This is a genomic window from Gordonia sp. DT30, assembly GCF_049844915.1.
Lineage (GTDB): Bacteria > Actinomycetota > Actinomycetes > Mycobacteriales > Mycobacteriaceae > Gordonia.
Genome location: NZ_JBNCLY010000011.1, coordinates 57,847 through 81,263 on the forward strand (window position 1 = coordinate 57,847; position 23,417 = coordinate 81,263).

19 protein-coding genes, 2 tRNA genes and 1 pseudogene are annotated in these 23,417 nt (G+C 64.8%); 13 read left to right on the top strand and 9 right to left on the bottom strand.

The window, feature by feature from the left end; translation table 11 throughout:
* Positions 1-73: 73 nt before the first annotated feature.
* The 3 genes from trxB to ACLQ3C_RS12345 all read left to right on the top strand — a co-directional run bounded on the left by trxB (position 74) and on the right by ACLQ3C_RS12345 (position 2,831).
* Positions 74-1,069, top strand: a complete 996-nt coding sequence (gene trxB / locus ACLQ3C_RS12335; protein ID WP_425705358.1) for a thioredoxin-disulfide reductase — start codon at positions 74-76, stop codon at positions 1,067-1,069.
* A gap of 18 nt (positions 1,070-1,087) precedes the next feature.
* The gene (gene trxA / locus ACLQ3C_RS12340; RefSeq protein WP_425705433.1) at positions 1,088-1,465 is read left to right on the top strand and encodes a thioredoxin; all 378 of its coding nucleotides are present in this window, start codon (positions 1,088-1,090) and stop codon (positions 1,463-1,465) included.
* 208 nt (positions 1,466-1,673) lie between these two features.
* Positions 1,674-2,831: a peptidoglycan-binding protein gene (locus ACLQ3C_RS12345; RefSeq protein ID WP_425705359.1), complete on the top strand. Its 1,158-nt coding sequence runs from the start codon at positions 1,674-1,676 to the stop codon at positions 2,829-2,831.
* 75 nt (positions 2,832-2,906) lie between these two features.
* On the opposite strand, the gene ACLQ3C_RS12350 is transcribed toward ACLQ3C_RS12345, so the two are convergent.
* The 9 genes from ACLQ3C_RS12350 to rpmH all read right to left on the bottom strand — a co-directional run bounded on the left by ACLQ3C_RS12350 (position 2,907) and on the right by rpmH (position 10,136).
* Entirely contained in the window at positions 2,907-3,731 is an 825-nt protein-coding gene (locus ACLQ3C_RS12350; protein ID WP_425705360.1) for a hypothetical protein, read from the bottom strand.
* Positions 3,732-3,877: 146 nt separating this feature from the next.
* Positions 3,878-4,954, bottom strand: coding sequence for a ParB/RepB/Spo0J family partition protein (locus ACLQ3C_RS12355; RefSeq protein WP_425705361.1), 1,077 nt, complete (start codon positions 4,952-4,954; stop codon positions 3,878-3,880).
* A gap of 57 nt (positions 4,955-5,011) precedes the next feature.
* Positions 5,012-5,971 carry a ParA family protein gene (locus ACLQ3C_RS12360; RefSeq protein ID WP_425705434.1) on the bottom strand — a complete coding sequence of 320 codons (960 nt, stop codon included), beginning with the start codon at positions 5,969-5,971 and terminating at the stop codon, positions 5,012-5,014.
* A gap of 99 nt (positions 5,972-6,070) precedes the next feature.
* Positions 6,071-6,727, bottom strand: a complete 657-nt coding sequence (rsmG, locus tag ACLQ3C_RS12365) for a 16S rRNA (guanine(527)-N(7))-methyltransferase RsmG (RefSeq protein ID WP_425705435.1) — start codon at positions 6,725-6,727, stop codon at positions 6,071-6,073.
* A gap of 271 nt (positions 6,728-6,998) precedes the next feature.
* The gene (locus ACLQ3C_RS12370) at positions 6,999-7,658 is read right to left on the bottom strand and encodes a protein jag (protein WP_425705362.1); all 660 of its coding nucleotides are present in this window, start codon (positions 7,656-7,658) and stop codon (positions 6,999-7,001) included.
* Positions 7,659-7,739: 81 nt separating this feature from the next.
* Complete coding sequence (gene yidC / locus ACLQ3C_RS12375; protein WP_425705363.1) at positions 7,740-9,089, bottom strand: membrane protein insertase YidC; 1,350 nt, start codon at positions 9,087-9,089, stop codon at positions 7,740-7,742.
* A gap of 3 nt (positions 9,090-9,092) precedes the next feature.
* Complete coding sequence (yidD, locus tag ACLQ3C_RS12380) at positions 9,093-9,425, bottom strand: membrane protein insertion efficiency factor YidD (RefSeq protein ID WP_425705436.1); 333 nt, start codon at positions 9,423-9,425, stop codon at positions 9,093-9,095.
* A gap of 89 nt (positions 9,426-9,514) precedes the next feature.
* Complete coding sequence (gene rnpA / locus ACLQ3C_RS12385; protein WP_425705364.1) at positions 9,515-9,937, bottom strand: ribonuclease P protein component; 423 nt, start codon at positions 9,935-9,937, stop codon at positions 9,515-9,517.
* A 55-nt stretch (positions 9,938-9,992) separates the two neighbouring features.
* Positions 9,993-10,136, bottom strand: a complete 144-nt coding sequence (rpmH, locus tag ACLQ3C_RS12390) for a 50S ribosomal protein L34 (RefSeq protein WP_425705365.1) — start codon at positions 10,134-10,136, stop codon at positions 9,993-9,995.
* 629 nt (positions 10,137-10,765) lie between these two features.
* Here rpmH and dnaA point away from each other — a divergent pair.
* The 10 genes and pseudogenes from dnaA to ACLQ3C_RS12440 all read left to right on the top strand — a co-directional run bounded on the left by dnaA (position 10,766) and on the right by ACLQ3C_RS12440 (position 23,414).
* Positions 10,766-12,358, top strand: a complete 1,593-nt coding sequence (gene dnaA, locus ACLQ3C_RS12395) for a chromosomal replication initiator protein DnaA (protein ID WP_425705366.1) — start codon at positions 10,766-10,768, stop codon at positions 12,356-12,358.
* A 675-nt stretch (positions 12,359-13,033) separates the two neighbouring features.
* A complete protein-coding gene (gene dnaN / locus ACLQ3C_RS12400; protein ID WP_425705367.1) occupies positions 13,034-14,227 on the top strand; it encodes a DNA polymerase III subunit beta in 1,194 nt (397 codons plus the stop codon).
* A gap of 18 nt (positions 14,228-14,245) precedes the next feature.
* Positions 14,246-15,211: pseudogene (gene gnd / locus ACLQ3C_RS12405) on the top strand (phosphogluconate dehydrogenase (NAD(+)-dependent, decarboxylating)); the annotation flags it as partial.
* A 2-nt stretch (positions 15,212-15,213) separates the two neighbouring features.
* Complete coding sequence (recF, locus tag ACLQ3C_RS12410; RefSeq protein WP_425705368.1) at positions 15,214-16,455, top strand: DNA replication/repair protein RecF; 1,242 nt, start codon at positions 15,214-15,216, stop codon at positions 16,453-16,455.
* Positions 16,452-17,024, top strand: coding sequence for a DUF721 family protein (locus tag ACLQ3C_RS12415; protein WP_425705369.1), 573 nt, complete (start codon positions 16,452-16,454; stop codon positions 17,022-17,024). The genes recF and ACLQ3C_RS12415 overlap by 4 nt, the downstream gene beginning before the upstream one ends.
* Before the next feature lie 332 nt (positions 17,025-17,356).
* Positions 17,357-19,432: a DNA topoisomerase (ATP-hydrolyzing) subunit B gene (gyrB, locus tag ACLQ3C_RS12420; RefSeq protein ID WP_425705370.1), complete on the top strand. Its 2,076-nt coding sequence runs from the start codon at positions 17,357-17,359 to the stop codon at positions 19,430-19,432.
* Positions 19,433-19,473: 41 nt separating this feature from the next.
* A complete protein-coding gene (gene gyrA / locus ACLQ3C_RS12425; RefSeq protein WP_425705371.1) occupies positions 19,474-21,960 on the top strand; it encodes a DNA gyrase subunit A in 2,487 nt (828 codons plus the stop codon).
* 222 nt (positions 21,961-22,182) lie between these two features.
* On the top strand, positions 22,183-23,106 hold the full coding sequence (locus ACLQ3C_RS12430; protein ID WP_425705372.1) for a DUF3566 domain-containing protein: 924 nt from the start codon (positions 22,183-22,185) through the stop codon (positions 23,104-23,106).
* 95 nt (positions 23,107-23,201) lie between these two features.
* Positions 23,202-23,275 (top strand) — tRNA-Ile (locus tag ACLQ3C_RS12435).
* A gap of 66 nt (positions 23,276-23,341) precedes the next feature.
* Positions 23,342-23,414: transfer RNA gene (locus ACLQ3C_RS12440), tRNA-Ala, on the top strand.
* Positions 23,415-23,417 lie beyond the last annotated feature (3 nt).

Genomic DNA, 23,417 nt, shown 5'->3' on the forward strand with positions numbered 1-23,417 from the left:
CTCCGCTTACCCTTGTGTTGAAACGCAGGTACGCGAGCCCGAAGGGGCCCCGCGTCACGACACGGAGGACGAATTGACCCAGTCAGATACCCAGCAGGTCCACGAGTTGATCATCGTCGGATCCGGGCCTGCCGGTTACACCGCGGCAATCTATGCGGCGCGTGCCGAGCTTGCCCCGATCGTCTTCGAGGGGACCCAGTTCGGCGGCGCACTGATGACCACCACCGAAGTCGAGAACTTCCCCGGCTTCCAGAACGGTATCCAGGGTCCGGAACTGATGGACGAGATGCGCGAACAGGCCATCCGCTTCGGTGCCGACCTGCGCATGGAGGATGTCGACGAACTGCGCCTGCACGGCGAGGTCAAGGAAGTCGTCGCCGGCGGCGAGACCTACCGCGCCCGCGCAGTGATCCTGGCGATGGGCGCGGCCGCCCGCTACCTCGGCATCGAGGGCGAACAGCAACTCCTCGGCCGTGGGGTTTCGTCATGTGCCACGTGTGATGGCTTCTTCTTCAAGGACCAGGACATCGCGGTGATCGGCGGCGGCGACTCGGCTATGGAGGAGGCAACCTTCCTCACCAAGTTCGCACGTACCGTCACCCTGATCCATCGGCGTGACGAATTCCGGGCGTCGCGGATCATGCTCGAGCGCGCCCGGAACAACGACAAGATCCGCTTTGTCACCAACTCTGCGGTCAAGTCGGTCGTCGGCGATGGATCGGTCATCGGTCTCGAACTCATCGACACCCGCACCGGTGACACCCGGACCATCGACGTGACCGGCATGTTCGTCGCGATCGGCCACGACCCGCGCAGCGCACTCGTTCGCGACCAGGTCGACCTCGATTCCGACGGATACGTGCAGGTCGCAGGCCGCACCACCTACACCTCGATACCTGGCGTCTTCGCCGCCGGCGACCTCGTCGACCACACCTACCGCCAGGCGGTCACCGCGGCGGGCAGCGGATGTTCGGCCGCCATCGACGCCGAGCGCTGGCTCGCCGATCAGGGCGATATCGAGCCGACACCCATCGAGGGTGATGTGGTCGTCGTCGACGCCCGCAGCTGACCGGCCGGACTCGTCACCATCCACCACAGACGCCAATCCACACAGGAGGAATCACTCATGGGAGCAAATACCGTCCCCGTCACCGACGCCACATTCAAGGATGCCGTCCTCGACTCGGACAAACCGGTGCTCGTCGACTTCTGGGCCACCTGGTGCGGCCCGTGCCGCATGGTTGCGCCGGTACTCGAGGAGATCGCCGATGCGCACAGCGAGAAGCTGACCGTCGCCAAGCTCGACGTCGACGCCAATCCTGCGACAGCGCGTGACTTCCAGATCATGTCGATCCCGACCATGATCCTGTTCGAGAACGGCAAGCCCACGAAGACGATCGTCGGCGCCAAGGGTAAGGCCGCCCTACTGCGCGAATTGGATTCGGTCGTCGGCAGCAACGCCTGACATCGTGTGACATAGGACGGGCGCTGTCACCAGCATCTGCGCAGGTGACAGCGCCCGTCGCGGTATTGTGACCTCATTCGGTTTGGCCCATGTGGGCCGAACTGAAAGAATGCTCGTGGTTCTGCCGAATGCGATCAGCGTCAAGCACCGGCGTCGAATCGCAATCCGCGCGGACAACGGCCGTCCAGCGCGACCAAGGAGTCTTCAGATGCCACTATTCCGACTGGGTGATCAGGGATCGGCGGTTGTCGAGGTCCGTTCCATCCTCGCCGGACAAGGTCTCCTCCCCACCTCGATCGGTCGGCACGCCGCTGACGAGGGGACCAGTGATCTCTTCGATTCCGACACCGACCAGGCGGTTCGGGCCTTCCAGCAGCGGCGCGGACTGATCGTCGACGGCATCGTCGGTCCGGCGACGTACCGCGCCCTCCGCGAAGCCTCCTATCAGCTCGGTGCCCGCGTGTTGGCGTTCCGCTTCTCGGCACCGATGGTCGGTGACGACGTGGCAACCCTGCAGAGCCGCCTACAGAATCTCGGCTACTACACCGCCCTCGTCGACGGCACCTTCGGCGAGACGACCCACAATGCGGTCTGCCTGTACCAGAGCGAATACGGACTCTTCGCCGACGGTATCTGCGGACCCGCGACCCTGCGATCACTCGAACGTCTCGGCACCCGGGTGACCGGTGGTTCGCCGCTGGCCATTCGAGAAGAAGAGCACGTCCGTCGGTCCGGGCCCCGACTGTCGGGCAAACGAATCGTCATCGACCCGGGATCCGGTGGCCTCCACGATCTCTCGTCCGGCGCACTTGCCGATGACGAAAGTCGGCTGCTCTGGGATCTCGCCGCACGCCTGGAGGGCCGGATGGCTGCCGCCGGCATGGAAACGTTTCTGTCGCACGACGGCCGGGGCCGCCCCACCGACGAAGAACGCGCCCGCGTCGCCAACATGATCGACGCCGACGTGATGATCTCGTTGCGTGTCGGCCACTATCCGAGCGCGACCGCGAACGGAGTGGCCGCCTTCTACTTCGGCAACAGCCACGGCTCATTTTCGACGATCGGCCGCAATCTCGCCGGATTCATCCAGCGCGAGATCGCCGCGCGCACTCCGTTGACCGACTGCCGGACCCACGAACGCACGTGGGAAGTGTTGCGCCTCACCAGAATGCCCGTCGCCATGCTCGACGTCGGATATATCACCAACCCCGACGACGCCGGCGTCCTCGACGACCCCGACTACCGCAACGTGATCGCCGAGGCAATTCTCGTCGCCGTCAAGCGACTTTATCTCCTCGGTGATGACGACCGGCCCACCGGCACTTACACCTTTGCCGATCTTCTTGCCGCCGAAGAGATTTCCTGACGTAACTGCGAAAGACCCTGTAGTGCACCGTATTTCGGTGCAAATCGCATCTACTGACAGCTCAGCTACGTCGACTCAATTGCGTCGACCCACTGGCGCGAAGGTCCGTTCCTTGCCGGTGACGTCGATGGCCGCCATCACGATGAGCTTCTCCAACGCCCCCTCGACCTCTGACTTCCAGCCGAGTCCTTCGTCGAGTTCCAGTCGTAGACGCGGGAACCGAGCATGTGAAGCGACCACGTCAAACCCGGAGTCCTTGAGGAAACCGGCGTCGAGCAGGCATCGCAGACAGAGATCTGTTTGCGGACTGTCCAGAATTTCACGTGCGACGCTGACGATCTCTTCATCGGACCATTCGCTGATGTCGCGCATCCCCGGCGCCGCATCGCTGTCGGGACCAGGTCGCGTCTCGGCACGCTCATCACCTTCGGCGCCGACGGCCTGACTGCCGCCGCCGCCGCGAACAAGTCCGAATGCCTCCACCGCGCGCACACCGCGTCGCATCAAGTCGACGACGACCGCATCCAGCAGGGGAGTGGCGACTTCCTCATAGCCCGGCTCCACGTGAATCGCGGAGAGAAGGACGGCGTCGGCACTCACCGGTGAGGTGGGGAACAGTTGCGAACGCGGAACACGCCCCGGCGGGGCATAGAACGCAGCGCCGACGATCACACCGGTCGCCGGGTCGGTGGCAAGCTGACCGCACGCGCCCCACTCCAGTAGCGCCGCGGATATCCACGCTTCCTTGTCGAACTCGCTCTCGAACGCACCATGGTCGGTCGAGAAGCGGGTCAGTGGGTCCCGGGTACCCGGATCGACCTCCCAGAAGACACATCGACGGGCATGCGGCGGCAACGAGTCGAATGACTCCAAACTCAGCCGCGACACCACGGGTTCCATGTCAGATCATCCGTCCCAAATCTGGATCTACGTCGAGACCTGATGTGCCCCAAACACTTTCGGGTCCGGTCGGCGTTCGAACGAACAGATGCGTCACTGTGACGTTACTCCCGGGAGTCCTTGGTCGTGAAAACTCGTCGTCAAAATCACTTCCTCGGATCGATCACGCCGATGATCCGCTGTAGGTCATCCACCGACCCGAACTCGACCACGATCTTGCCCTTACGCTTGCCCAGACTCACGGTCACGCGTGTATCCAACTGGTCCGAGAGACGTTCCGCGAGATCCTGCAACCCCGGCATCTGCATCGGCTTGCGTTTCGCAGTCGGACTCGGCGCTGACGAATCGCCATCGCGATTCGCCAGCGTCACCGCTTCCTCGGTCGCACGCACGGACAGGCCTTCGGCAACGATTCGAGCGGCCAACACCTCCTGCGCGTCACTGCCGGTCTCGAGGGAGAGGAGTGCCCGGGCATGGCCGGCCGAAAGCACACCGGCAGCGACTCGCCGTTGCACCGGGATCGGGAGCTTCAGCAGCCGGATCATGTTGGTGATGACCGGCCGGGAACGGCCCAGCCGCGCCGCCAGTTCTTCATGTGTCACGTCGAACTCCTCGAGCAGCTGCTGGTAGGCCGCCGCTTCTTCGAGGGGATTCAACTGAGCGCGGTGGATGTTCTCCAACAGCGCGTCGCGCAACATTTCGCTGTCCGGCGTCTCGCGCACGATCGCCGGGATGGCGTCGAGTCCGGCCTCCTGACTCGCACGCCACCGGCGCTCGCCCATGACGATCTGATACTCGACGCCGCCTGCGGTCGGCTTCGACAGTTTGCGGACCACGATGGGCTGCATGAGCCCGAACTCGCGAATCGAGTGGATCAATTCGTTGAGGGCGTCCTCGTCGAAGACGGTGCGCGGCTGATGCGGGTTCGGCTGGATGATCTGCGGCGGAAGTTCTCGGTACACCGCCCCGACCTCATCGGGTGTGCCGGCCGGCGTCGGGGGAGTAGGAGCCGAGCTTCCGGAACCGGCGCCCGCTGCGGGGTTCGAGGCTGGGGCATTGCTCGGTGCGGTTGCGCCGGTGGTGCCGGTGCCCAGCACGACATCGGCAGCCGCGGAGCCCAGCTTGGGTGCGGTCGGATCATCATCGGTCGGGCCGGTCGGGATCAACGCCGCCAATCCACGGCCGAGGCCACCACGCCGCTGTACGGTCTCTTTCTGACTCACTTCATTCCTCTCCGAGAGGCTGGTGCTGGAGGTACGTCATCTTCGGTAGTACAGCGTTCAGGACGTACGCGGCGCGATCGTCGAGGCACGCATCGCGACTTCGCGTGCGGCATCGAGATAGCTCATTGATCCACGTGAACCCGGGTCGTATTCGATGATCGTCATGCCGTAGCCGGGCGCCTCGGAGACCTTCACGCTGCGCGGAATGATCGTCGACAGCACCTTGTCGCCGAAGTGCCGACGTACTTCCTCAGCCACCTGGTCGGCAAGCTTGGTGCGGCCGTCATACATCGTCAGCACAATCGTCGACACGTGGAGATCCTTGTTGAGATGCGCTTGAACGAGCTCGATGTTTCGAAGCAGCTGTCCGACGCCTTCGAGCGCGTAGTACTCACACTGGATCGGGATGAGCACCTCACGCGCCGCGACCATCGCGTTGACGGTCAGTAGACCCAGCGATGGCGGGCAATCGATGAAGATGTAGTCGAAGCCGTATTCCTTGATCGCCTCGTCGCTCAGTGCATTGCGAAGGCGATTCTCGCGTGCGACCAGCGACACCAACTCGATCTCGGCTCCGGCCAGATCTAGCGTCGCAGGAATGCAGAAAAGATTCGGGTAGCTCGGACTCTGCTTGATGGCTTCGCGGACGCCGACCTCACCGAGGAGCAGTTCGTAGACAGACGCGATGTCGGGCGCCCGATGATCGATGCCAAGGGCCGTGCTCGCATTTCCTTGAGGATCGAGGTCTACGACGAGGACCCGCAAACCATGGACGGCCAGACCTGCCGCCAGGTTCACCGCGGTGGTCGTCTTACCGACCCCACCTTTTTGATTTGCGACCGTGAGCACGCGGGTCGCTCCCGGGCGGGGCAGTTGCCCGGACGCTCCCGGTGTCAGTACCTGGCTCGCGCGTGCCGCCGCGGCGGCGATCGGTGTATCGGCGAGCGAGTTCGCCGATGCGCGGTTCGTGTTCGAGGGGACGGTTTCACGGGAAACGTTCGGGTCTTGCTCGACCACGCTGGGACTCCTTTGCCCGACAAATGACGCGTCACCGGGGATATCCGAGGTGTTCGTTGACGCCCTTCTATTCTGCGCCCTGCGACCGATCCGCACCAATTACCTCCCTGCCCGACGAGCACCTGACCGACGCTGCCGATCCGCCCGCTTCGTTTTCGATGGTTGCGATCTGCTGACCCGATCATTTCGGATGCCTACGACAACCGTAGTCGGCGGGTCGATGATGCCCACACCGCACTGCCGAACCGTCAGGTCCTCGATGCCGAGCCGCTCAACGGCTGCGCGATGCGTCATGATCTCCTCGCTCGCGGACGACCCCTTGATCGCGATCAGACGCCCGCCCGGACGTATCAACGGAGCCGACCACGCAACGAGGCGATCCATCGGAGCAACTGCACGGGACGTCACCACGTCCGCCAGATCAAGCGCGGATCGCACCGAACCATCTTCCGCGCGACCCCGCACGATGGCCACGTCCAGTCCGAGCGACTCCACAACCTCCGCCAAAAAGGTCGTTCGGCGCAGCAGTGGCTCGACCAACGTGATCCGGAGATCGGGGCGCGCCAAGGCCAATGGGATGCCCGGCAGTCCGGCGCCACTCCCGATATCGATGACGGACTGGCCCTGGCCGATCGCTTCGCCGAGCACCGCGCAGTTGACGAGATGCCGATCCCACAGCCGCGGGACCTCACGCGGGCCGATCAGCCCGCGGGCGATTCCGTCGCCGGCGAGTCGCTCGCGATAGAACTCGGCCATTCCCAACCGGTCGCCGAAGACATCCTGTGCCGATGGGGGAGGGGAGTGGTCGGCGTCGACCGCATCCGATTCATCCTGACCCGGCTCGCCAGGACGACTGTCTTCGCCCGCGGACTCTTGTTTCACGTGAAACCCACTCCTATCGTCCTCGGCGATCCGCACGACCGTTTCACGTGAAACACCGAATGACATGTATGTGATTCATGGACCCACAAACGACAAAGTCCCGGCCGAGGCCGGGACTTCATCTTCACTGATCGTCTAGCTGGTGTCACTCGATCTTGATAACCACGACCCGACGCTTGGGCTCGACGCCCTCGCTCTCACTCATCACACCGTCGACCGCGGCAACCGCGTCGTGGACGATCTTGCGCTCGAACGGGGTCATCGGATCCATCGCCTCGCGACCACCATTGTCGCGGACGCGCTCGGCCACGTCGGTGCCGATTCGTGCGAGGCGCTCACGTCGATCCGCCCGCCACCGCGCAATGTCAAGCATCAGCCGGCTGCGATCTCCGGTCACCTGCTGCACGGCCAGCCGCGTCAATTCCTGCAGCGCGTCCAGGATCTCTCCGTTGCGCCCGACCAGCTTCGCGAGATCGTCGCCACCATCGATGCTGACGATCGCGCGGTCGCCGTCGACATCGAGATCGATGTCGCCGTCGAAGTCCAGGACATCGAGCAGCTGTTCCAGATAGTCCCCGGCGATTTCGCCTTCTTCGAACAGCCGGTCACCGTCGTCCGCCTCTTCGTCGTCCGCGTCAGCAGCGTCGGCATCAGCAGCGCCGGCATCGCTCTCGGTCGCATCGCTCTCGACAATGGGGGAGTCGGCTTCGACGGCTACGTTCTGCTCAGCGTTCTGGGGGTCGACGTCCTGAGCATCCGACTCGGTCGCGCCTGGCTCTCCGTGCGTCGTGGTCTCAGCTGTCATCTCTCGGTCCCACCTTCTTGTTCGTAACTGCAATGTCTATCGCGGTCCCCGGCGTGATGCCGGCCCACGGAGCCGAATGGATCAGCGCCGGCCGCCCTTGCGGCCGCTTCGCTTTCCACCCTTCTTCGATGTCTGGTTCTTGGACTTCGGGGCGGACCCGCCGGCGCCCCGCGCTGCCGGTTTCTGGCCCGGTCTGGGCTTGGTATCGGGGACGGCACCGTTCACCGTGGCACCACCGCCATCAGAATCACTCTTGCCGGTTCCGGCCGGGTCGGAGCGTGCGGCGCTCGCGGTGCCGTCGGTATCCGCGGCTGCTCCATCCGTCGCCGTCACTGCGGGCTCCGATCCACCCCGGGACAGAAAGCCCTTGGTGAGCCGGTCCTTCAATGACTCGCTCTTCGGTGTGCCGGCGGTGGCGGTGGCGTCCGAACCCTTCGTCAATTCGACACCACTACCCGAACCGGACCCGCTGCTCGAGCCCCCATCCTGGGCGTCGTCCGGCTTCTTCGACCGATCGGGCTTCACCCCCGGCTTGGGCGCATTGGCTTTCAACTTCTCTTGCTTGGCGACGCGCGCTTCTTCCTCTTCGCGCGCGATCCGGCCGAACACGAGATGTTGCTGACCATAGGTCCAGACGTTGTTACTCATCCAGTACAGAAGGATGGCGACGGGGAAGAACGCACCGGTCACGAGGATGCCGAGCGGGAAGACGTAGAGCGCCAACAGATTCATCATGCGGGTCTGCGGATTCTCCAGCGCAGCCTCCGGCTGACGTGCGACGGACGCCCGTGAGTTCATGTGCGTGGCGATCGAGGCGATGATCATCATCGGGATGACGACGATCGCGATGTCGACCCGGGTGAAGTCGATCGGATGTCCGGGCTGGACGAATGCGGTCCATTCGGTCTTGGGCTCGGTGATGAACGAGGAGAGCGGAACCCCGAAGAGTCGAGCGTCGAGGAAGTTCTGCACCTGGTCGACGTTGAAGATGTAGTTGCCGGACGCTCTGGTCTGCTCCGGCGTCATTCCGAGTTGGCCCATGCCCGTCGCGGTGCGGTTGAACGACCGCAACACGTGGAACAAACCGATGAACACGGGGACCTGCAGGAGCATCGGCAAGCAGCCGAGCAGGGGATTGAACCCGTGCTCCTTCTGCAGTTTCTGCATCTCCTCGGTCATCTTGACGCGATCCTTGGCGTACTTCTTCCGGATCGCCTGCAGCTGCGGATTGATCTCCTGCATCTTCTTCGTGGTGCGGATCTGCTTCACGAAGGGCTTGTAGAGGATGGCGCGCAGGGTGAACACAAGGAACACGACCGACAGTGCCCACGCGACGCCGTCACCGCCGGGGGAGTTGGGCGTGATGAAGTCGAACAGCCAGTGCCAGAACCACATGATCGCGGATACCGGCCAATAGATGAAGTTCAGCACGGGTCAGCTATCCCTCACTTCCATAGATGCGCGAACGCCGCAATCGGCGATGCGATACGACGTTTCCGCCGCAGTATTCGGACCAGCTGCGTTCGGTCCGACTGGGTCCGTCACCGGCGCACGATGCCGGAACCCACGTTCGGGCACCGGGTCATAACCAGGTTTGTGCCACGGCCCACATTTGAGCAGCCGCAGGATCGATAATGCTCCGCCGTGGACGAAGCCGCGGGTGGTGAGCGCCTCCACCGCATACGCCGAGCAGGTCGGTTCGAACCGGCACGTCGGCAGCCGCAACGGCGACACCCACGTTCGGTACAGCTCGATGAGAAAGATCATCGCGTTGCGCGGGAACAGATACAGCCACCGTCGCACACCTCTACCGGCATCATCCGACGACCGCGGACCGGACTCTCGCACTTCCGCGGTCATACCGGGCCACCGAAGTCGGTGATCGTTGTCGTCAATTCACGAACCCGCTTGCGCGCCAAAACTTCTCGCAACTGGACGGCCAGTTCGTCGCTGGTGCGTTCAGCCGCCCCGGGCAGGGCCCGGACGACGACGAACGATTCGGGGGCCGGCACCGCAGCAGACACCTCGCGGAACGCCGCCCGAAGTCGACGGGCCACACGGTGACGGATCACCGCCGGTCCCACAGACTTACTGACGATCAAACCGAGCCAGGGGCCACCGGCCATCGCGAGCCGGTTACGGCGTCCCGACGGATCCGGCCACGCGCCCGGTACCACCGCGACGCTGACCACCAGATCACGCGTCGAAGACCGCACGCCGCGTTTCAGCGTGCGGGAGAAGTCGGACCCGCGAGTGATCCGATGTTGGGCCGTCATCATCGAGCAACACGAAGCCGGTCGGACACCAGGTCGCGACCGGCAGCGTAGATCGAGATCAGGCCGTGAGCTTCGTGCGGCCCTTGGTACGACGGCTGTTGACGATGGCACGACCCGCACGGGTGCGCATACGCAACCGGAAGCCGTGCACGCGTGCGCGACGACGATTGTTGGGCTGGAAAGTCCGCTTTCCCTTGGCCACGGTGACTCCTTGTGCTCGGTGACATGGGCGCGCCGCCTTGTGCGCGTTCCCACATCCTGTGGTGGTCTCTGCTTATCCTGATTCGGTGCCGGACTCATGCCGGTTGGTGGCGCCGCTCCCATTGCCGGCGAACCTCGACAGCACTGGTAACGACGTGATCCACCGCAAATCCGCAACCTGGATGACCAGTCGAGAGTACGGGAGTCGACCCGACCAAATCAAACGCGGGGTTTTGCCGCAGGCCAACGCCGTCTGTACCTGATCGACTGCCGCCGGTTCACCCGTTCGACGGATTACGACGCGGATTTCGTTGTCGGGGCACGACAGGGTCTGTTACCGTTCTCGAAGGCAAGCTGCACTCGCGGCGAGCGGTGTCGACGAACCCGCCTGGCCTGTCCGCCGTTCCCCTTTTATTCACAGCTGTGGATAACTGTGTGGACAAGTCCGTTACACAGGGTCAAGGTGGTATCCGTCCGCACCGATACTGGTAGTTTCATCGTGGCGGAAGCCGGAACGTACGCCACATCGAGGACTGGCGTCGCATGCACGGTACGTGCCCGGTGACCAGCGCGGAACGTGCCCGGTGACCTCACCGGCGTTCACACCAGACGTCGAGCAGGAGGTTCACTGTGACATCAGATCGCGACTCCTTCGGCGAGGTCTGGGCCCAGGTCGTCGCCGAACTCAACAACGACGCCGCCAACCACGAACCGCTCAGCCGGCAGCAAAAGGCGTGGTTGTCCCTTGTTCAGCCACTCAACCTGGCTGAGGGCTTCGCACTGCTGGCCGTGCCGACCCCGCTCGTGCAGGAACAGATCGAACGCAATCTGCGCGACACGATCCGTGCCACCTTGAGTCGCCACCTCGGCCAACCGGTCGACCTGGGTGTGCGCACCGCCACCCCGGCCCCGGTCGTCGAGGCCGCCGCAGATCTCGGGACCCCGGCGCCGACGGTGTTCGACGAGGCCACCCGCGTCCTCCCACACGATCCCGGCATCGACGGCGCCGCACCCGCCGATCCCTTCGGCAAGACCGGCGCCACCGGGTCGTTGCCCGACACCTTTCCGTCGCCCGCACACAACGGGGGGACGGCGGAGACATCGGATCGCGGTACCGGCCCGTCACCCGGGGCCCAGTGGTCGTCGTACTTCGCCGAGCGCCCGACCGGCTCGGCGGGGTCGTCGAGCTCACCGGTGAGTCTCAACCCGAAGTACACCTTCGACACCTTCGTCATCGGCGCCTCCAACCGTTTTGCCCACGCCTCCGCGGTCGCCGTGGCCGAGGCCCCGGCGCGCGCGTACAACCCCCTGTTCATCTGGGGCGAGTCCGGTCTGGGCAAGACCCACCTCCTTCACGCGGCCGGTCACTACGCGCAACGCCTCTTCCCCGGGATGCGGGTCAAGTACGTCTCCACCGAAGAATTCACCAACGACTTCATCAACTCGCTGCGTGATGATCGCCGCGTCGCTTTCAAACGGCGCTACCGCGACGTCGATATCCTTCTCGTCGACGACATCCAGTTCCTGATCGGCAAAGAAGGCATCCAGGAAGAGTTCTTCCACACCTTCAACACCCTCCACAACACCAGCAAACAGATCGTCATCTCGTCCGATCGACCGCCCAAACAGCTTGCGACGCTTGAGGATCGGCTCCGAACCCGGTTCGAATGGGGGCTCATCACCGACGTCCAGCCGCCGGATCTGGAAACGCGTATCGCCATCTTGCGCAAGAAAGCGCAGATGGACAACATCGCCGTGCCCGACGACGTGCTCGAGCTGATCGCCTCCAAGATCGAACGCAACATCCGCGAGCTCGAGGGTGCGCTGATCCGCGTCACCGCCTTTGCCTCGCTGAACAACACCGAGCTCGACAAATCGCTCGCCGACGTCGTCCTGCAGGCCTTGCTCCCCAACTCGGGAACCCTCGAGATCAGTGCCGCGGGCATTCTGGCGATCACTGCCGAGTACTTCGACATCTCCGTCGACGAACTCCGTGGGCCGGGCAAGACCAGGGCGATCGCCCAGGCGCGGCAGATCTCGATGTATCTGTGCCGCGAGCTCACCGACCTGTCGCTGCCGAAGATCGGTGAAACCTTCGACCGCGACCACACCACGGTGATGTATGCCGAGCGCAAGATCCGCAAGGAGATGGCCGAGCGACGCAAGGTCTACGACCACGTCCAGGAACTCACCGCTCGAATCAAACAACGCGCCGACCGCTGACCCTCCGGGCTGCCGTCCCCGCTCTGCACCGTCCCCGCTCTGCCGGTGCCGCCCTACGCGGCGCCTGGTACCGCCCGCGCCTCATACTGCCCCGCGGTTTCCGCGTCCACAGTTTCCGCGCCCTGCGGGTCCGCACAACCGCAAACCCTCGAGGTGCGCCCGAGCGTTTCGCGCGGGCGACGGTCGTCGTCGTGCCTTCGGATCGGCGGGATTCGGCGCCGAATCCCCACTGCCGAGCCTGTGGATACACCTTGGGATCGACGGCCCGGATCTGTGCATGGATGGTGGACGGGAGACGAACAACAACCTTCATCCACATCGGCACCCCCAACACCCCACGACTCATCCACCGACACTCCACATCCGGATCCGGCACGTACGCTCGGCGAACACCAGGATCTCCACAGGATCCACAGGACCTATGACTATTGTTGATTTCTCTTTCAAGAGATCTGTTTTGAAGAAGGATGTGTGTACACACCCACACCGGCCGCACTCGCCGACATCGCCTCGTCGCGGCGTGGCGACTTGACCCCAACCACCCACCTACACGCTTCGTCGTTCTAGAGTGGGAACTCCCGATTCTGGTCGGTCGCGTCTTCGACTGTGTCGGCCCGCGAATCGGTACGAGCCCAGAACGACCAAGGCAGATGAGAGAAGGGCGCACCCTAAGTCATGAAGTTTCGTGTCGCGCGCGACCAGTTCGCCGATTCCGTCGCCTGGGTTGCCCGAAGCCTGCCGTCCCGTCCGCCGGTCCCGGTACTCGGCTGTGTCGTCCTCGACGCTCCCGATGAGGCGGGCTCCGGTGACGCCAACGCCGGGCTGACGATCTCGGGTTTCGACTACGAGGTGTCGGCCCAGGAATCGATCGCGGCCGAGATCGCCGAGCCCGGCAAGGTGCTGGTCTCGGGCCGGCTCCTCGCCGATATCACCCGGGCCCTGCCCAACAAGCCGGTCGATGTGACGCTGGATGGCTCCCGGGTCACGATCACCTGCGGTAGCGCAAAGTTCTCCCTGCCGACGATGCCCGTCGAGGACTACCCACAGCTACCCGATGTACCCACCGTCACCGGGTCGATCCCGGCGGGCTTGTTCGCCGAGGCGGTGTCGCAGGTCGCGGTGGCCGCCGGCCGCGACGACACACTGCCGATGCTCACCGGTGTCCGGGTCGAGATCGAGGGCAACACCGTCGTACTGGCAGCCACCGACCGCTTCCGGCTCGCGGTGCGTGAACTCGAGTGGCAGCCCAATCAGCCCGACGTCAGTGGTGCGGTTCTCGTGCCGGCCAAGACGCTGTCGGAAAGCGCGAAGACCGCCGGCGCCGAGGGCACCGGATCGGTGCGTCTGGCGTTCGGTGCGGGTGACGGCGTCGGCGCCGAGGGCATCATGGGCATTCTCGGTGAGGCCAAACAGAACACCACGCGTCTGCTCGACGCCGAGTTCCCCAAGTTCCGCCAGCTGCTGCCCGCGGCGCACACCGCGGTCGCGACGGTCGAGAGTGCGCCGTTGATCGAGGCGATCAAGCGGGTCGCCCTCGTCGCCGAGCGCGGTGCCCAGGTCCGGATGGAGTTCACCGAGGGATCCGTGCTGCTCACCGCCGGTGGCGATGAGGCAGGTAAGGCAGAGGAAGAACTTCCGGTCGAGTTCCGTGGCGAGCCGCTGACGATCGCATTCAATCCCGGCTATCTGCAAGATGGCCTCTCGGCGATCAACGCCAAATCGGTCGACTTCGGGTTCACCACGCCGAGCCGTCCCGCCGTGTTGCGGATATCGACCGGTGATGAGCCGGTCGCCGACGAGTCGGGTGCGTTCGTCGCCCCCGACAGCGCCTTCAGCTATCTGCTGATGCCGGTGCGCCTGCCTGGCTGAACCGGCCTCCGCAGGACCGAAGCCCGGGTACCGACCACAACCTCGGAAGGATCTCGAATGCAGCTGGGACTCGTTGGTCTGGGAAAGATGGGTGCCAACATGGCCACCCGTATCGTCGGAGCGGGCCATGAGGTGATCGGTTACGATCCGCGTCCCGACGTCTCCGACGTCGGCTCACTCGCCGATCTGGTCGACGCTCTCGAGGCGCCGCGCGCGATCTGGGTGATGGTTCCGTCCGGGGATCCCACACGGACCACGATTGCCTCGCTCGGCAAGCTACTCGCCCCCGGCGACATCGTCATCGACGGTGGCAATTCTCGCTACACCGACGATCTTGAACACGCAAAAGTGTTGCAGGCCAATGGGATCGGGTATATCGATTGTGGTGTGTCGGGTGGCGTCTGGGGCCTGGACAACGGTTACGGCCTGATGGCCGGTGGGGCAAACGCCGACATCGAGCGCCTTCTGCCGGTCTTTGATGCGCTGCGCCCCGAAGGTGAGCGTGCCGACGGATTCGTGCATGCCGGTCCGGTCGGTGCCGGTCACTACGCGAAGATGGTGCACAACGGCATCGAGTACGGGCTGATGCATGCCTACGGCGAAGGATATGAACTCCTGTCGGCCGAGCCGCTGATCACCGACGTCGAGGGCACGCTGCGCGCCTGGACCCACGGCACCGTCATCCGGTCCTGGCTGCTCGATCTGCTGGTCCGGGCACTGCAAGAGGATCCGGGTCTGGCCGAGATCTCCGATTACACAACCGACTCCGGTGAAGGCCGGTGGACGGTCGAGGAGGCCATCCGCCATTCGGTTCCGGCCAATGTGATCTCGGCCGCGCTGTTCGCCCGCTTCGCGTCGCGTCAGGATGACTCACCGGCATTGAAAGCCGTTTCGGCACTGCGTAATCAGTTCGGCGGGCACGCCGTCCACGACACCGCAGGCCGCGCGGTCGGCGAGACCGGCTCGCCGCCGACCGCCGGGTAACCGTGTTCGTCCGCGAACTTCATCTGCGCGATTTCCGCTCGTGGACCCAGGTGGATCTCGAACTCGCGCCGGGGCCGGTGATCATCACCGGCAGAAACGGTTTCGGGAAGACCAATCTGCTCGAGGCACTGTTCTACCTGTCCACCATGCGGTCGCACCGCGTCTCCTCGGATGCTCCGCTGGTCCGGTCGTCGAGGTCCTCGGCAATGGTGACCGTGACGGTCGAGAATGCGGGCCGGGAATTGACCGCTGCGTTGCAGATCAATGCCGAGGGCGCCAACAAGGCATGGCTCAACACCGCGCCGCAGCGCCGGCCTCGTGATCTGCTCGGCGTCCTGCGGACCGTGTTGTTCGCTCCGGAGGATCTGCTGCTCGTCCGAGGGGATCCCGGCGATCGTCGGCGGTTCGTCGATGAGCTTGTCGCACAACGTGGTCCGCGGTTGGCCGCCGCCCGGTCAGACTATGACAAGGTACTGCGTCAACGCTCGGCGCTGCTGAAGACGGCGGGTGCGGCGTTGCGCCGCGGTGGCTCCGACGCCGACTCGGTGATCAGCACGCTCGACGTGTGGGATTCCCAGCTCGCCGATCTCGGGGGCCAGGTCACCGCCGCGCGAATTGACGTATTGGCAGAACTCCAGCCGCATTTCGCCGCCTCGTATTCGGCGATTGCACCGCATTCGCGTCCGGCAACCCTGCGCTATCGGGCCAGTGTCGGCGACGAGATCCTCCCGCCGGCCGGTGAGACCGCGAATGTCGAGGCCATCGCCACCACACTGCTGTCCCGGCTCGGCGAGATCCGCACCAAGGAGATCGAACGCGGACTGTCCCTGGTGGGCCCACACCGCGACGACGTCGACCTGGTGCTCGGCGATGACATCGCGAAAGGCTTTGCCAGCCATGGCGAATCATGGTCGCTGGCACTAGCCCTGCGCCTGGGGACCGTCGAGTTGGCGCGCGCGGAGGGCGTCGAGCCGGTCATCATGCTCGACGACGTGTTCGCCGAACTCGACGCCGCACGTCGGCGCAAGCTCGCCGAGTTCACGGCGGGCGCCGAGCAGCTGCTCATCACCGCGGCCGTCGCCGATGATATTCCGGAGGGCATCGGCGGTTGCCGGATCGGGGTCGTCATGCTCGACGAGGACGGAGTTCGGCGCTCGGTGCTGCGCACCGATACCCCGGACGATCCGGGCGAGAGCGCCGACACGTCTGACTTGTCGGACTCATCGGACAGAATCACACCATGACCGGAGAACCGGACCCGACGCCAGATCCGGCCCGCCCGGCCCAGCCCGGCGGGCAGACCGGCTATGAGCGAGCCCGCCAGGCTCTCGAGGAGGCGCGGGCGACGGCGCGCGCCGCAGGCAAGTCGGTGGGTCAGGGCCGCGCTTCACCGCCGCGTCGCCGCTCCCCGATTCGCTCCGGCGGCCGTCGGCGCTGGTCGGGGTCCGGCCCGGACGCCCGCGATCCACAGCCTTTCGGCCGGCTCGTGGGTGGCGTGGCCCGCGAGCGCGGGTGGCAACCGCGTATCGCCGAGGGCACGCTGTTCGGGATGTGGGAGCAGATCGTCGGCTCCGACATCTCCTCGCACGCGACGCCGAATGAGTTGCGCGACAACGTGTTGTACGTGCAGGCCGAGTCGACCGCATGGGCCACCCAACTGCGGTACGTCCAGTCGCAGATCATCGCGAAGATCGCGGCTGCCGTCGGTGACGGGGTGGTGACGTCGTTGCGGATCACCGGGCCGAAAGGACCCTCGTGGCGCAAGGGTGAGCGTCACGTCCGTGGTCGGGGGCCGCGCGACACCTACGGCTGAGCACGCTAGCCGCTCTGCGGTCCGGCGCGGTGGGGCCACGACAACTTCCCGTCAGCTCGACTCAGAGCCAGATTTCCTCCCCGGACCACAACCGGACCGGCAGATGTCGGAAATAATCGGCCTGTGTGCAAATCAGCGGCTCCGGATGTCGTGTTCTATGCGACTGAGGCAGTACACTGGAGCCAGTAGTCCCGGCAAGGGGGATCAGCCGCCCGCGACGGCACCGGTGACATGTGGAGTTCATCCACCACAGAGGACCGTGCGGGCGCTTTGTGCTGATTTCCTCACCACCGTCGGGATCGTCGAGAGCAGAACAGGAGCGGACGCACCTCGTGGCCGACAACAGTGACAAGACCGATGGTTCGGGATCGAAGAAGCCTCGGAAGAAGCCGTCCGAATACGGCGCCGAGTCGATCAGCATCCTCGAAGGACTCGAGGCGGTGCGCAAACGTCCGGGTATGTACATCGGATCCACCGGTGAACGTGGCCTCCATCACCTCATCTGGGAGGTGGTGGACAACTCGGTCGACGAGGCGATGGCCGGATTCGCCACCAAGGTAGACGTAACCCTGCTCGAGGACGGCGGCGTCCAGGTCGTCGACGACGGCCGAGGGATACCCGTCGCCATGCATGCCACCGGGGTGCCGACCATCGAGGTCGTGATGACCCAGCTGCACGCCGGCGGCAAGTTCGACTCCGACTCGTATGCGGTCTCCGGCGGTCTGCACGGTGTGGGCATCTCCGTCGTCAACGCCTTGTCGAGCAAGGTCGAGGTCGAGGTCGACGTCAACGGATCGCATTGGACCGAGACCTTCACCGATTCCAAGCCGGACGGTCTCATCCAGGGTGCCCCGACCCGCAAGACCGGCACCACGGTGCGCTTCTGGCCGGATTCGACGATCTTCACCGAGACCACCGAGTTCAACGCGGAGACGGTCTCGCGGCGCCTGCAGGAGATGGCATTCCTGAACAAGGGTCTGACCATCACCCTGACCGACTGCCGGCCCAAGGCACTCGAGGCGCCGGGCAAGCCCGACGACGACGCCGAGGGTGATCCCGATACCGCCGAGGTGGTGCAGTCCGAGCAGCAAAAGGCCGTGGCCGCAGCAAAACCCAAGACGCGCACCTATCACTATCCGGACGGTCTGGTCGACTACATCAAGCACCTGAACCGCACCAAGCATCCGATCCACAAGTCGGTCATCGGGTTCACCGGCAAGGGCACCGGCCACGAGGTCGAGGTCGCCATGCAGTGGAACGACGGCTACTCCGAGTCGGTACATACCTTCGCGAACACGATCAACACCCACGAGGGCGGCACCCACGAGGAGGGCTTTCGTGCGGCTCTGACGCGCGTGGTGAATTCCTATGCGCGCGACAAGAAGTTACTCAAGGAGAAGGACTCCAACCTCACCGGTGACGACATCCGCGAGGGCTTGGCCGCCGTCATCTCGGTGAAGGTGGGCGACCCGCAATTCGAGGGCCAGACCAAGACCAAACTGGGCAACACCGAGGTGAAGAGCTTCGTGCAGAAGTCCTCCGGCGAGCACCTCGAGCACTGGTTCGAGGCGAATCCGGCCGAGGCCAAGGTCATCGTGAACAAGGCCGTCGACTCCGCACATGCCCGGCTTGCCGCCCGCAAGGCGCGAGATCTGGTGCGCCGCAAGAGCGCCACCGATCTCGGTGGTCTGCCCGGCAAGCTCGCCGACTGCCGTAGCAACGACCCGTCCAAGTGTGAGGTCTACCTGGTGGAGGGCGACTCCGCCGGTGGATCGGCCAAGACCGGCCGCGACTCGATGTATCAGGCGATCCTGCCGCTGCGCGGCAAGATCATCAACGTCGAGAAGGCCCGCATCGACCGCGTCCTGAAGAACACCGAGGTGCAGTCGATCATCACCGCTTTCGGTACGGGCATCCACGACGAGTTCGACATCGCCAAGCTGCGCTATCACAAGATCGTGCTGATGGCCGACGCCGACGTCGACGGCCAGCACATCTCGACGCTGCTGCTGACCCTGCTGTTCCGGTTCATGCGTCCGCTCATCGAGCACGGGCACGTCTACCTGGCGCAGCCACCGCTCTACAAGTTGAAGTGGCAGAAGGGCGCGGCAGCCGAATACGCCTACACCGACCGCGAGCGGGACGCGATGATCGAGGCCGGTCTGGCGGCAGGCAAGAAGATCAACACCGACGACGGCATCCAGCGTTACAAGGGTCTCGGCGAGATGAACCCGAGCGAGCTGTGGGAGACCACGATGGATCCCGCCACCCGCACGTTGCGCCAGGTCACTCTCGATGACGCCGCCGCCGCCGACGAACTGTTCTCGGTGCTGATGGGTGAGGACGTCGTCGCACGCCGCAGCTTCATCGCGCGCAACGCGAAAGATGTTCGCTTCTTGGACGTCTGACCCGCTACCGCACCTGACTTGTTGTCGCTGAAGGGACATTCATGACTGACACCACGCTTCCGCCCGCCGGCGGAGAAGGTGACCGCATCGAACCGGTCGATCTCGGCCAGGAGATGCAGAACAGCTACATCGATTACGCGATGAGCGTGATCGTGGGCCGCGCGCTCCCAGAGGTGCGCGACGGACTCAAGCCGGTCCACCGGCGCCTGCTCTACGCATCCTTCGACGCCGGTTTCCGCCCGGACCGCAGCTATGTGAAATCGGCGAAACCCGTTGCGGAGACGATGGGTAACTACCACCCGCACGGCGACGCGTCGATCTACGACGCACTTGTGCGGCTGGCGCAACCGTGGTCGATGCGCTACCCGCTCATCGACGGCCAGGGCAACTTCGGTTCCCGCGGCAACGACGGTCCGGCCGCCATGCGTTACACCGAGGCCCGCCTCACGCCGCTGGCCATGGAGATGTTGCGTGACATCGAAAAGGACACAGTCGATCTCACGCCGAACTATGACGGCAAGACCAACGAGCCGACGGTGCTGCCGGCGCGTATCCCGAACCTGCTCATCAACGGATCCGGTGGCATCGCGGTGGGTATGGCCACCAACATGCCGCCGCACAACCTCACCGAGGTGGCCGCGGCGATCTTCTGGGCGCTCGACAACCACGAGGCCGATGACGAGACCACGCTCGCGGCCTGTATGGAACGCATCAAGGGACCGGACTTTCCGACTGCCGGGCTGATCGTCGGCGGACAGGGCATCAAGGATGCCTACGCCACCGGCCGAGGTTCGATCCGGATGCGCGGCGTCACCGCCATCGAGGAGGCCAAGGGCGGCGCCACCCAGATCGTCATCACCGAGTTGCCGTATCAGGTCAATCCGGACAACATGATCCAATCGATCGCCGAGCAGGTCAACGAGGGAAAACTCAAGGGCATCAGCAAGATCGAGGATCATTCCTCGGATCGTGTCGGCCTGCGGATCGTGGTCACGCTACGCCGCGACGCCGTCGCCAAGGTTGTGCTCAACAACCTTTACAAGCACAGTCAGCTGCAGACCAGCTTCGGTGCCAACATGCTCTCGATCGTTGACGGGGTGCCGCGCACGCTGCGGCTCGACCAGATGATCCGCTACTACATCGCGCACCAGATCGATGTCATCGTGCGGCGCACCCGATACCTGTTGCGCAAGGCGGAAGAACGCGCCCACATCCTGCGCGGACTCGTGAAAGCCCTTGACGCGCTTGACGAAGTCATCGCGTTGATCCGCGCGTCGGCCAATACCGACGCGGCCCGCACCGGGTTGATGGATCTGCTCGAGATCGACGAGATCCAGGCCGACGCCATTCTGGCGATGCAGCTGCGGCGTCTGTCGGCGCTGGAGCGGCAGAAGATCATCGACGAGTTGGCCGAGATCGAACGTGAAATCGCGGACTACAAAGACATTTTGGCCAAACCGGAGCGCCAGCGTGCCATCGTGCGCGACGAACTGACCGAAGTCGTCGAGAAGTTCGGCGACGAGCGTCGCACACAGATCATCGCGGCCGACGGCGACGTCGCCGACGAGGACCTCATCGCCCGCGAAGACGTCGTCGTCACCATCACCGAAACCGGTTATGCCAAGCGCACCAAGACCGATCTGTATCGCAGTCAGCGACGCGGCGGCAAGGGTGTGCAGGGTGCCGGCCTCAAGCAAGACGACATCGTTGCGCACTTCTTCGTGTGCTCGACCCACGACTGGATCCTGTTCTTCACCACCAAGGGTCGCGTCTACCGGGCCAAGGCCTACGAGTTGCCCGAGGCCAATCGCACCGCACGTGGCCAGCACGTGGCGAATCTGCTCGCCTTCCAGCCCGAGGAGCGCATCGCGCAGGTCATCCAGATCAAGACCTACACGGACGCACCGTATCTCGTGCTCGCCACTCGCAACGGTCTGGTGAAGAAGTCCAAGCTCGAGGACTTCGACTCCAACCGGTCCGGCGGTATCGCGGCGATCAATCTGCGCGGGGAGGACGAACTCGTCGGCGCACAACTGTGCAGCGCCGATGATGATCTGCTGCTCGTCAGCCGCAAGGGCCAGTCGATCCGATTCCACGCCGACGACGAGGCGCTGCGGCCGATGGGCCGGCAGACCTCGGGCGTGCAGGGGATGCGTTTCAACACCGATGACGAGCTGCTCTCGCTCAACGTCGTCCGGGAGGGCACCTATCTGCTGGTCGCGACCTCCGGCGGTTACGCCAAGCGCACCGGCATGGAGGACTATCCGGTTCAGGGCCGCGGCGGCAAGGGCGTGCTGACCATCCAGCACGACAAGCGGCGCGGCTCGCTGATCGGAGCGCTCATCGTCGACAACGACACCGAGCTCTATGCGATCACCTCCGGCGGCGGGGTCATCCGCACCGCCGCCCGTCAGGTGCGCAAGGCCGGTCGCCAGACCAAGGGTGTACGCCTGATGAATCTGGGGGAGGGGACGACGCTGCTGGCCATCGCCCGCAATGCCGACGAACCCGACACCGAGGAGCAGTGACGGTCGCAGACGGTCGACGACCATGACCGCCAGACGAGCCACGACTGTTGATCCGAACCACGGAGAAGACGTCGTGGCTCGTCTGGTGTGACGGCCATAACCGTTAGGGTGGACCTGTGGTGCCAGGGCGCTGTGGCGGAAACGCGGTGGTGTCGGAACCCACATCGAGGCCCTTGGCAGTCAGGAACCGCGGCGAGTGTGCCGAGTGAGGAACAAACACCAGTGAGCCAACCGAACGACCCGGACAACAAGACCCCGTCCACGCCGTCGACCGCGCCCGGATCCGGAGGTGAGGCCACCGGTCCGTCGAGCCAGGCCGGCCCGCCACGCGGCGGTGGCCTCGTCCCGCCATGGCAACGCGGGCCGGGCGGATCCGCGATGCCCGAGTCGCCGGTCAGCCCGCAGGCGCCGGTCCCCGAGAACTCCGCCACCGAACAGTTCACCAACGGCAGGCGTCCCGGCGGCCCACCGCCGCGCGGGGTGGTCACCGGCAGTGGCACCGCGGCCGCCAGCATGGGTGGACAGCAGGCACCGGTGCGCAAGCTCGACGCGCCGACCGGCGGCTCGACCACCGCGACCGCCCAGGCGCCGCGGGGGCGTTTCGTCGAGTCGCCGACCCGCAACATCGAACGTGATCCGTCCGCAGCCGACAAACTGCCTGATCTCGACGAGATCCATCACACCGGTTCGGAGACCGCTCGCTCGGCGGCCGCCGAGACTCCGGCAGTCGCCAGTGCATCGGCACCGCGGTCGACGCCCGCACAGATCGGCACTCCCGGACGCGGCCTGCGTGCCGCCGTTCAGATCCGGCGACTCGATCCGTGGGCGACATTCAAGGTCGCCGGGGTGCTCTCGGTCATCGGTTTCGTGATCTGGATGATCGCGGTCGCGGTCCTCTACCTCGTGCTCGACGGCATGGGCGTCTGGGATCAGGTGAACAGTTCCTTCGGGACACTTGTCACCGCCGACGGCTCGACGTCGGAGGGCGACATCATCGGAGCGGGCAGCGTCTTCCTCTACGCGGCAATACTGGGTGTGGTGAACGCGGTGTTGATCACCGCACTCGCGACGATCGGCTCCTACATCTACAACCTGGTGGCGGATCTGGTCGGGGGTGTCGAGGTCACGCTGGCCGATCTCGACTAGGCCCGATGCCCGTCATCCTCCCAGCTCACCGGGCATCGATGCGAACCGTTTTGGATACTCGCCATCCCGTCGGGTAATCTCAGTCCTCGGTTCACGGGCCTATAGCTCAGGCGGTTAGAGCGCTTCGCTGATAACGAAGAGGTCGGAGGTTCAAGTCCTCCTAGGCCCACTGCGAGTGGATACTCATCCCGATTCGCACACCCGCCGGACCGCTCACCGCAGCGGATACCGGCACGGGGCCTTAGCTCAGTTGGTAGAGCGCTGCCTTTGCAAGGCAGATGTCAGGAGTTCGAATCTCCTAGGCTCCACAG

Excerpts from the sequence above, each read along its gene's own strand:
- yidD (WP_425705436.1), bottom strand. The coding sequence starts at position 9,425 with ATGATCTTTCTCATCGAGCTGTACCGAACGTGGGTGTCGCCGTTGCGG.
- ACLQ3C_RS12415 (WP_425705369.1), top strand. The coding sequence starts at position 16,452 with ATGACCGGAGAACCGGACCCGACGCCAGATCCGGCCCGCCCGGCCCAG.
- gyrA (WP_425705371.1), top strand. The coding sequence starts at position 19,474 with ATGACTGACACCACGCTTCCGCCCGCCGGCGGAGAAGGTGACCGCATC.
- dnaN (WP_425705367.1), top strand. The coding sequence starts at position 13,034 with ATGAAGTTTCGTGTCGCGCGCGACCAGTTCGCCGATTCCGTCGCCTGG.
- rnpA (WP_425705364.1), bottom strand. The coding sequence starts at position 9,937 with ATGATGACGGCCCAACATCGGATCACTCGCGGGTCCGACTTCTCCCGC.
- ACLQ3C_RS12370 (WP_425705362.1), bottom strand. The coding sequence starts at position 7,658 with ATGACAGCTGAGACCACGACGCACGGAGAGCCAGGCGCGACCGAGTCG.
- ACLQ3C_RS12350 (WP_425705360.1), bottom strand. The coding sequence starts at position 3,731 with ATGGAACCCGTGGTGTCGCGGCTGAGTTTGGAGTCATTCGACTCGTTG.
- rsmG (WP_425705435.1), bottom strand. The coding sequence starts at position 6,727 with ATGGCCGAGTTCTATCGCGAGCGACTCGCCGGCGACGGAATCGCCCGC.
- ACLQ3C_RS12345 (WP_425705359.1), top strand. The coding sequence starts at position 1,674 with ATGCCACTATTCCGACTGGGTGATCAGGGATCGGCGGTTGTCGAGGTC.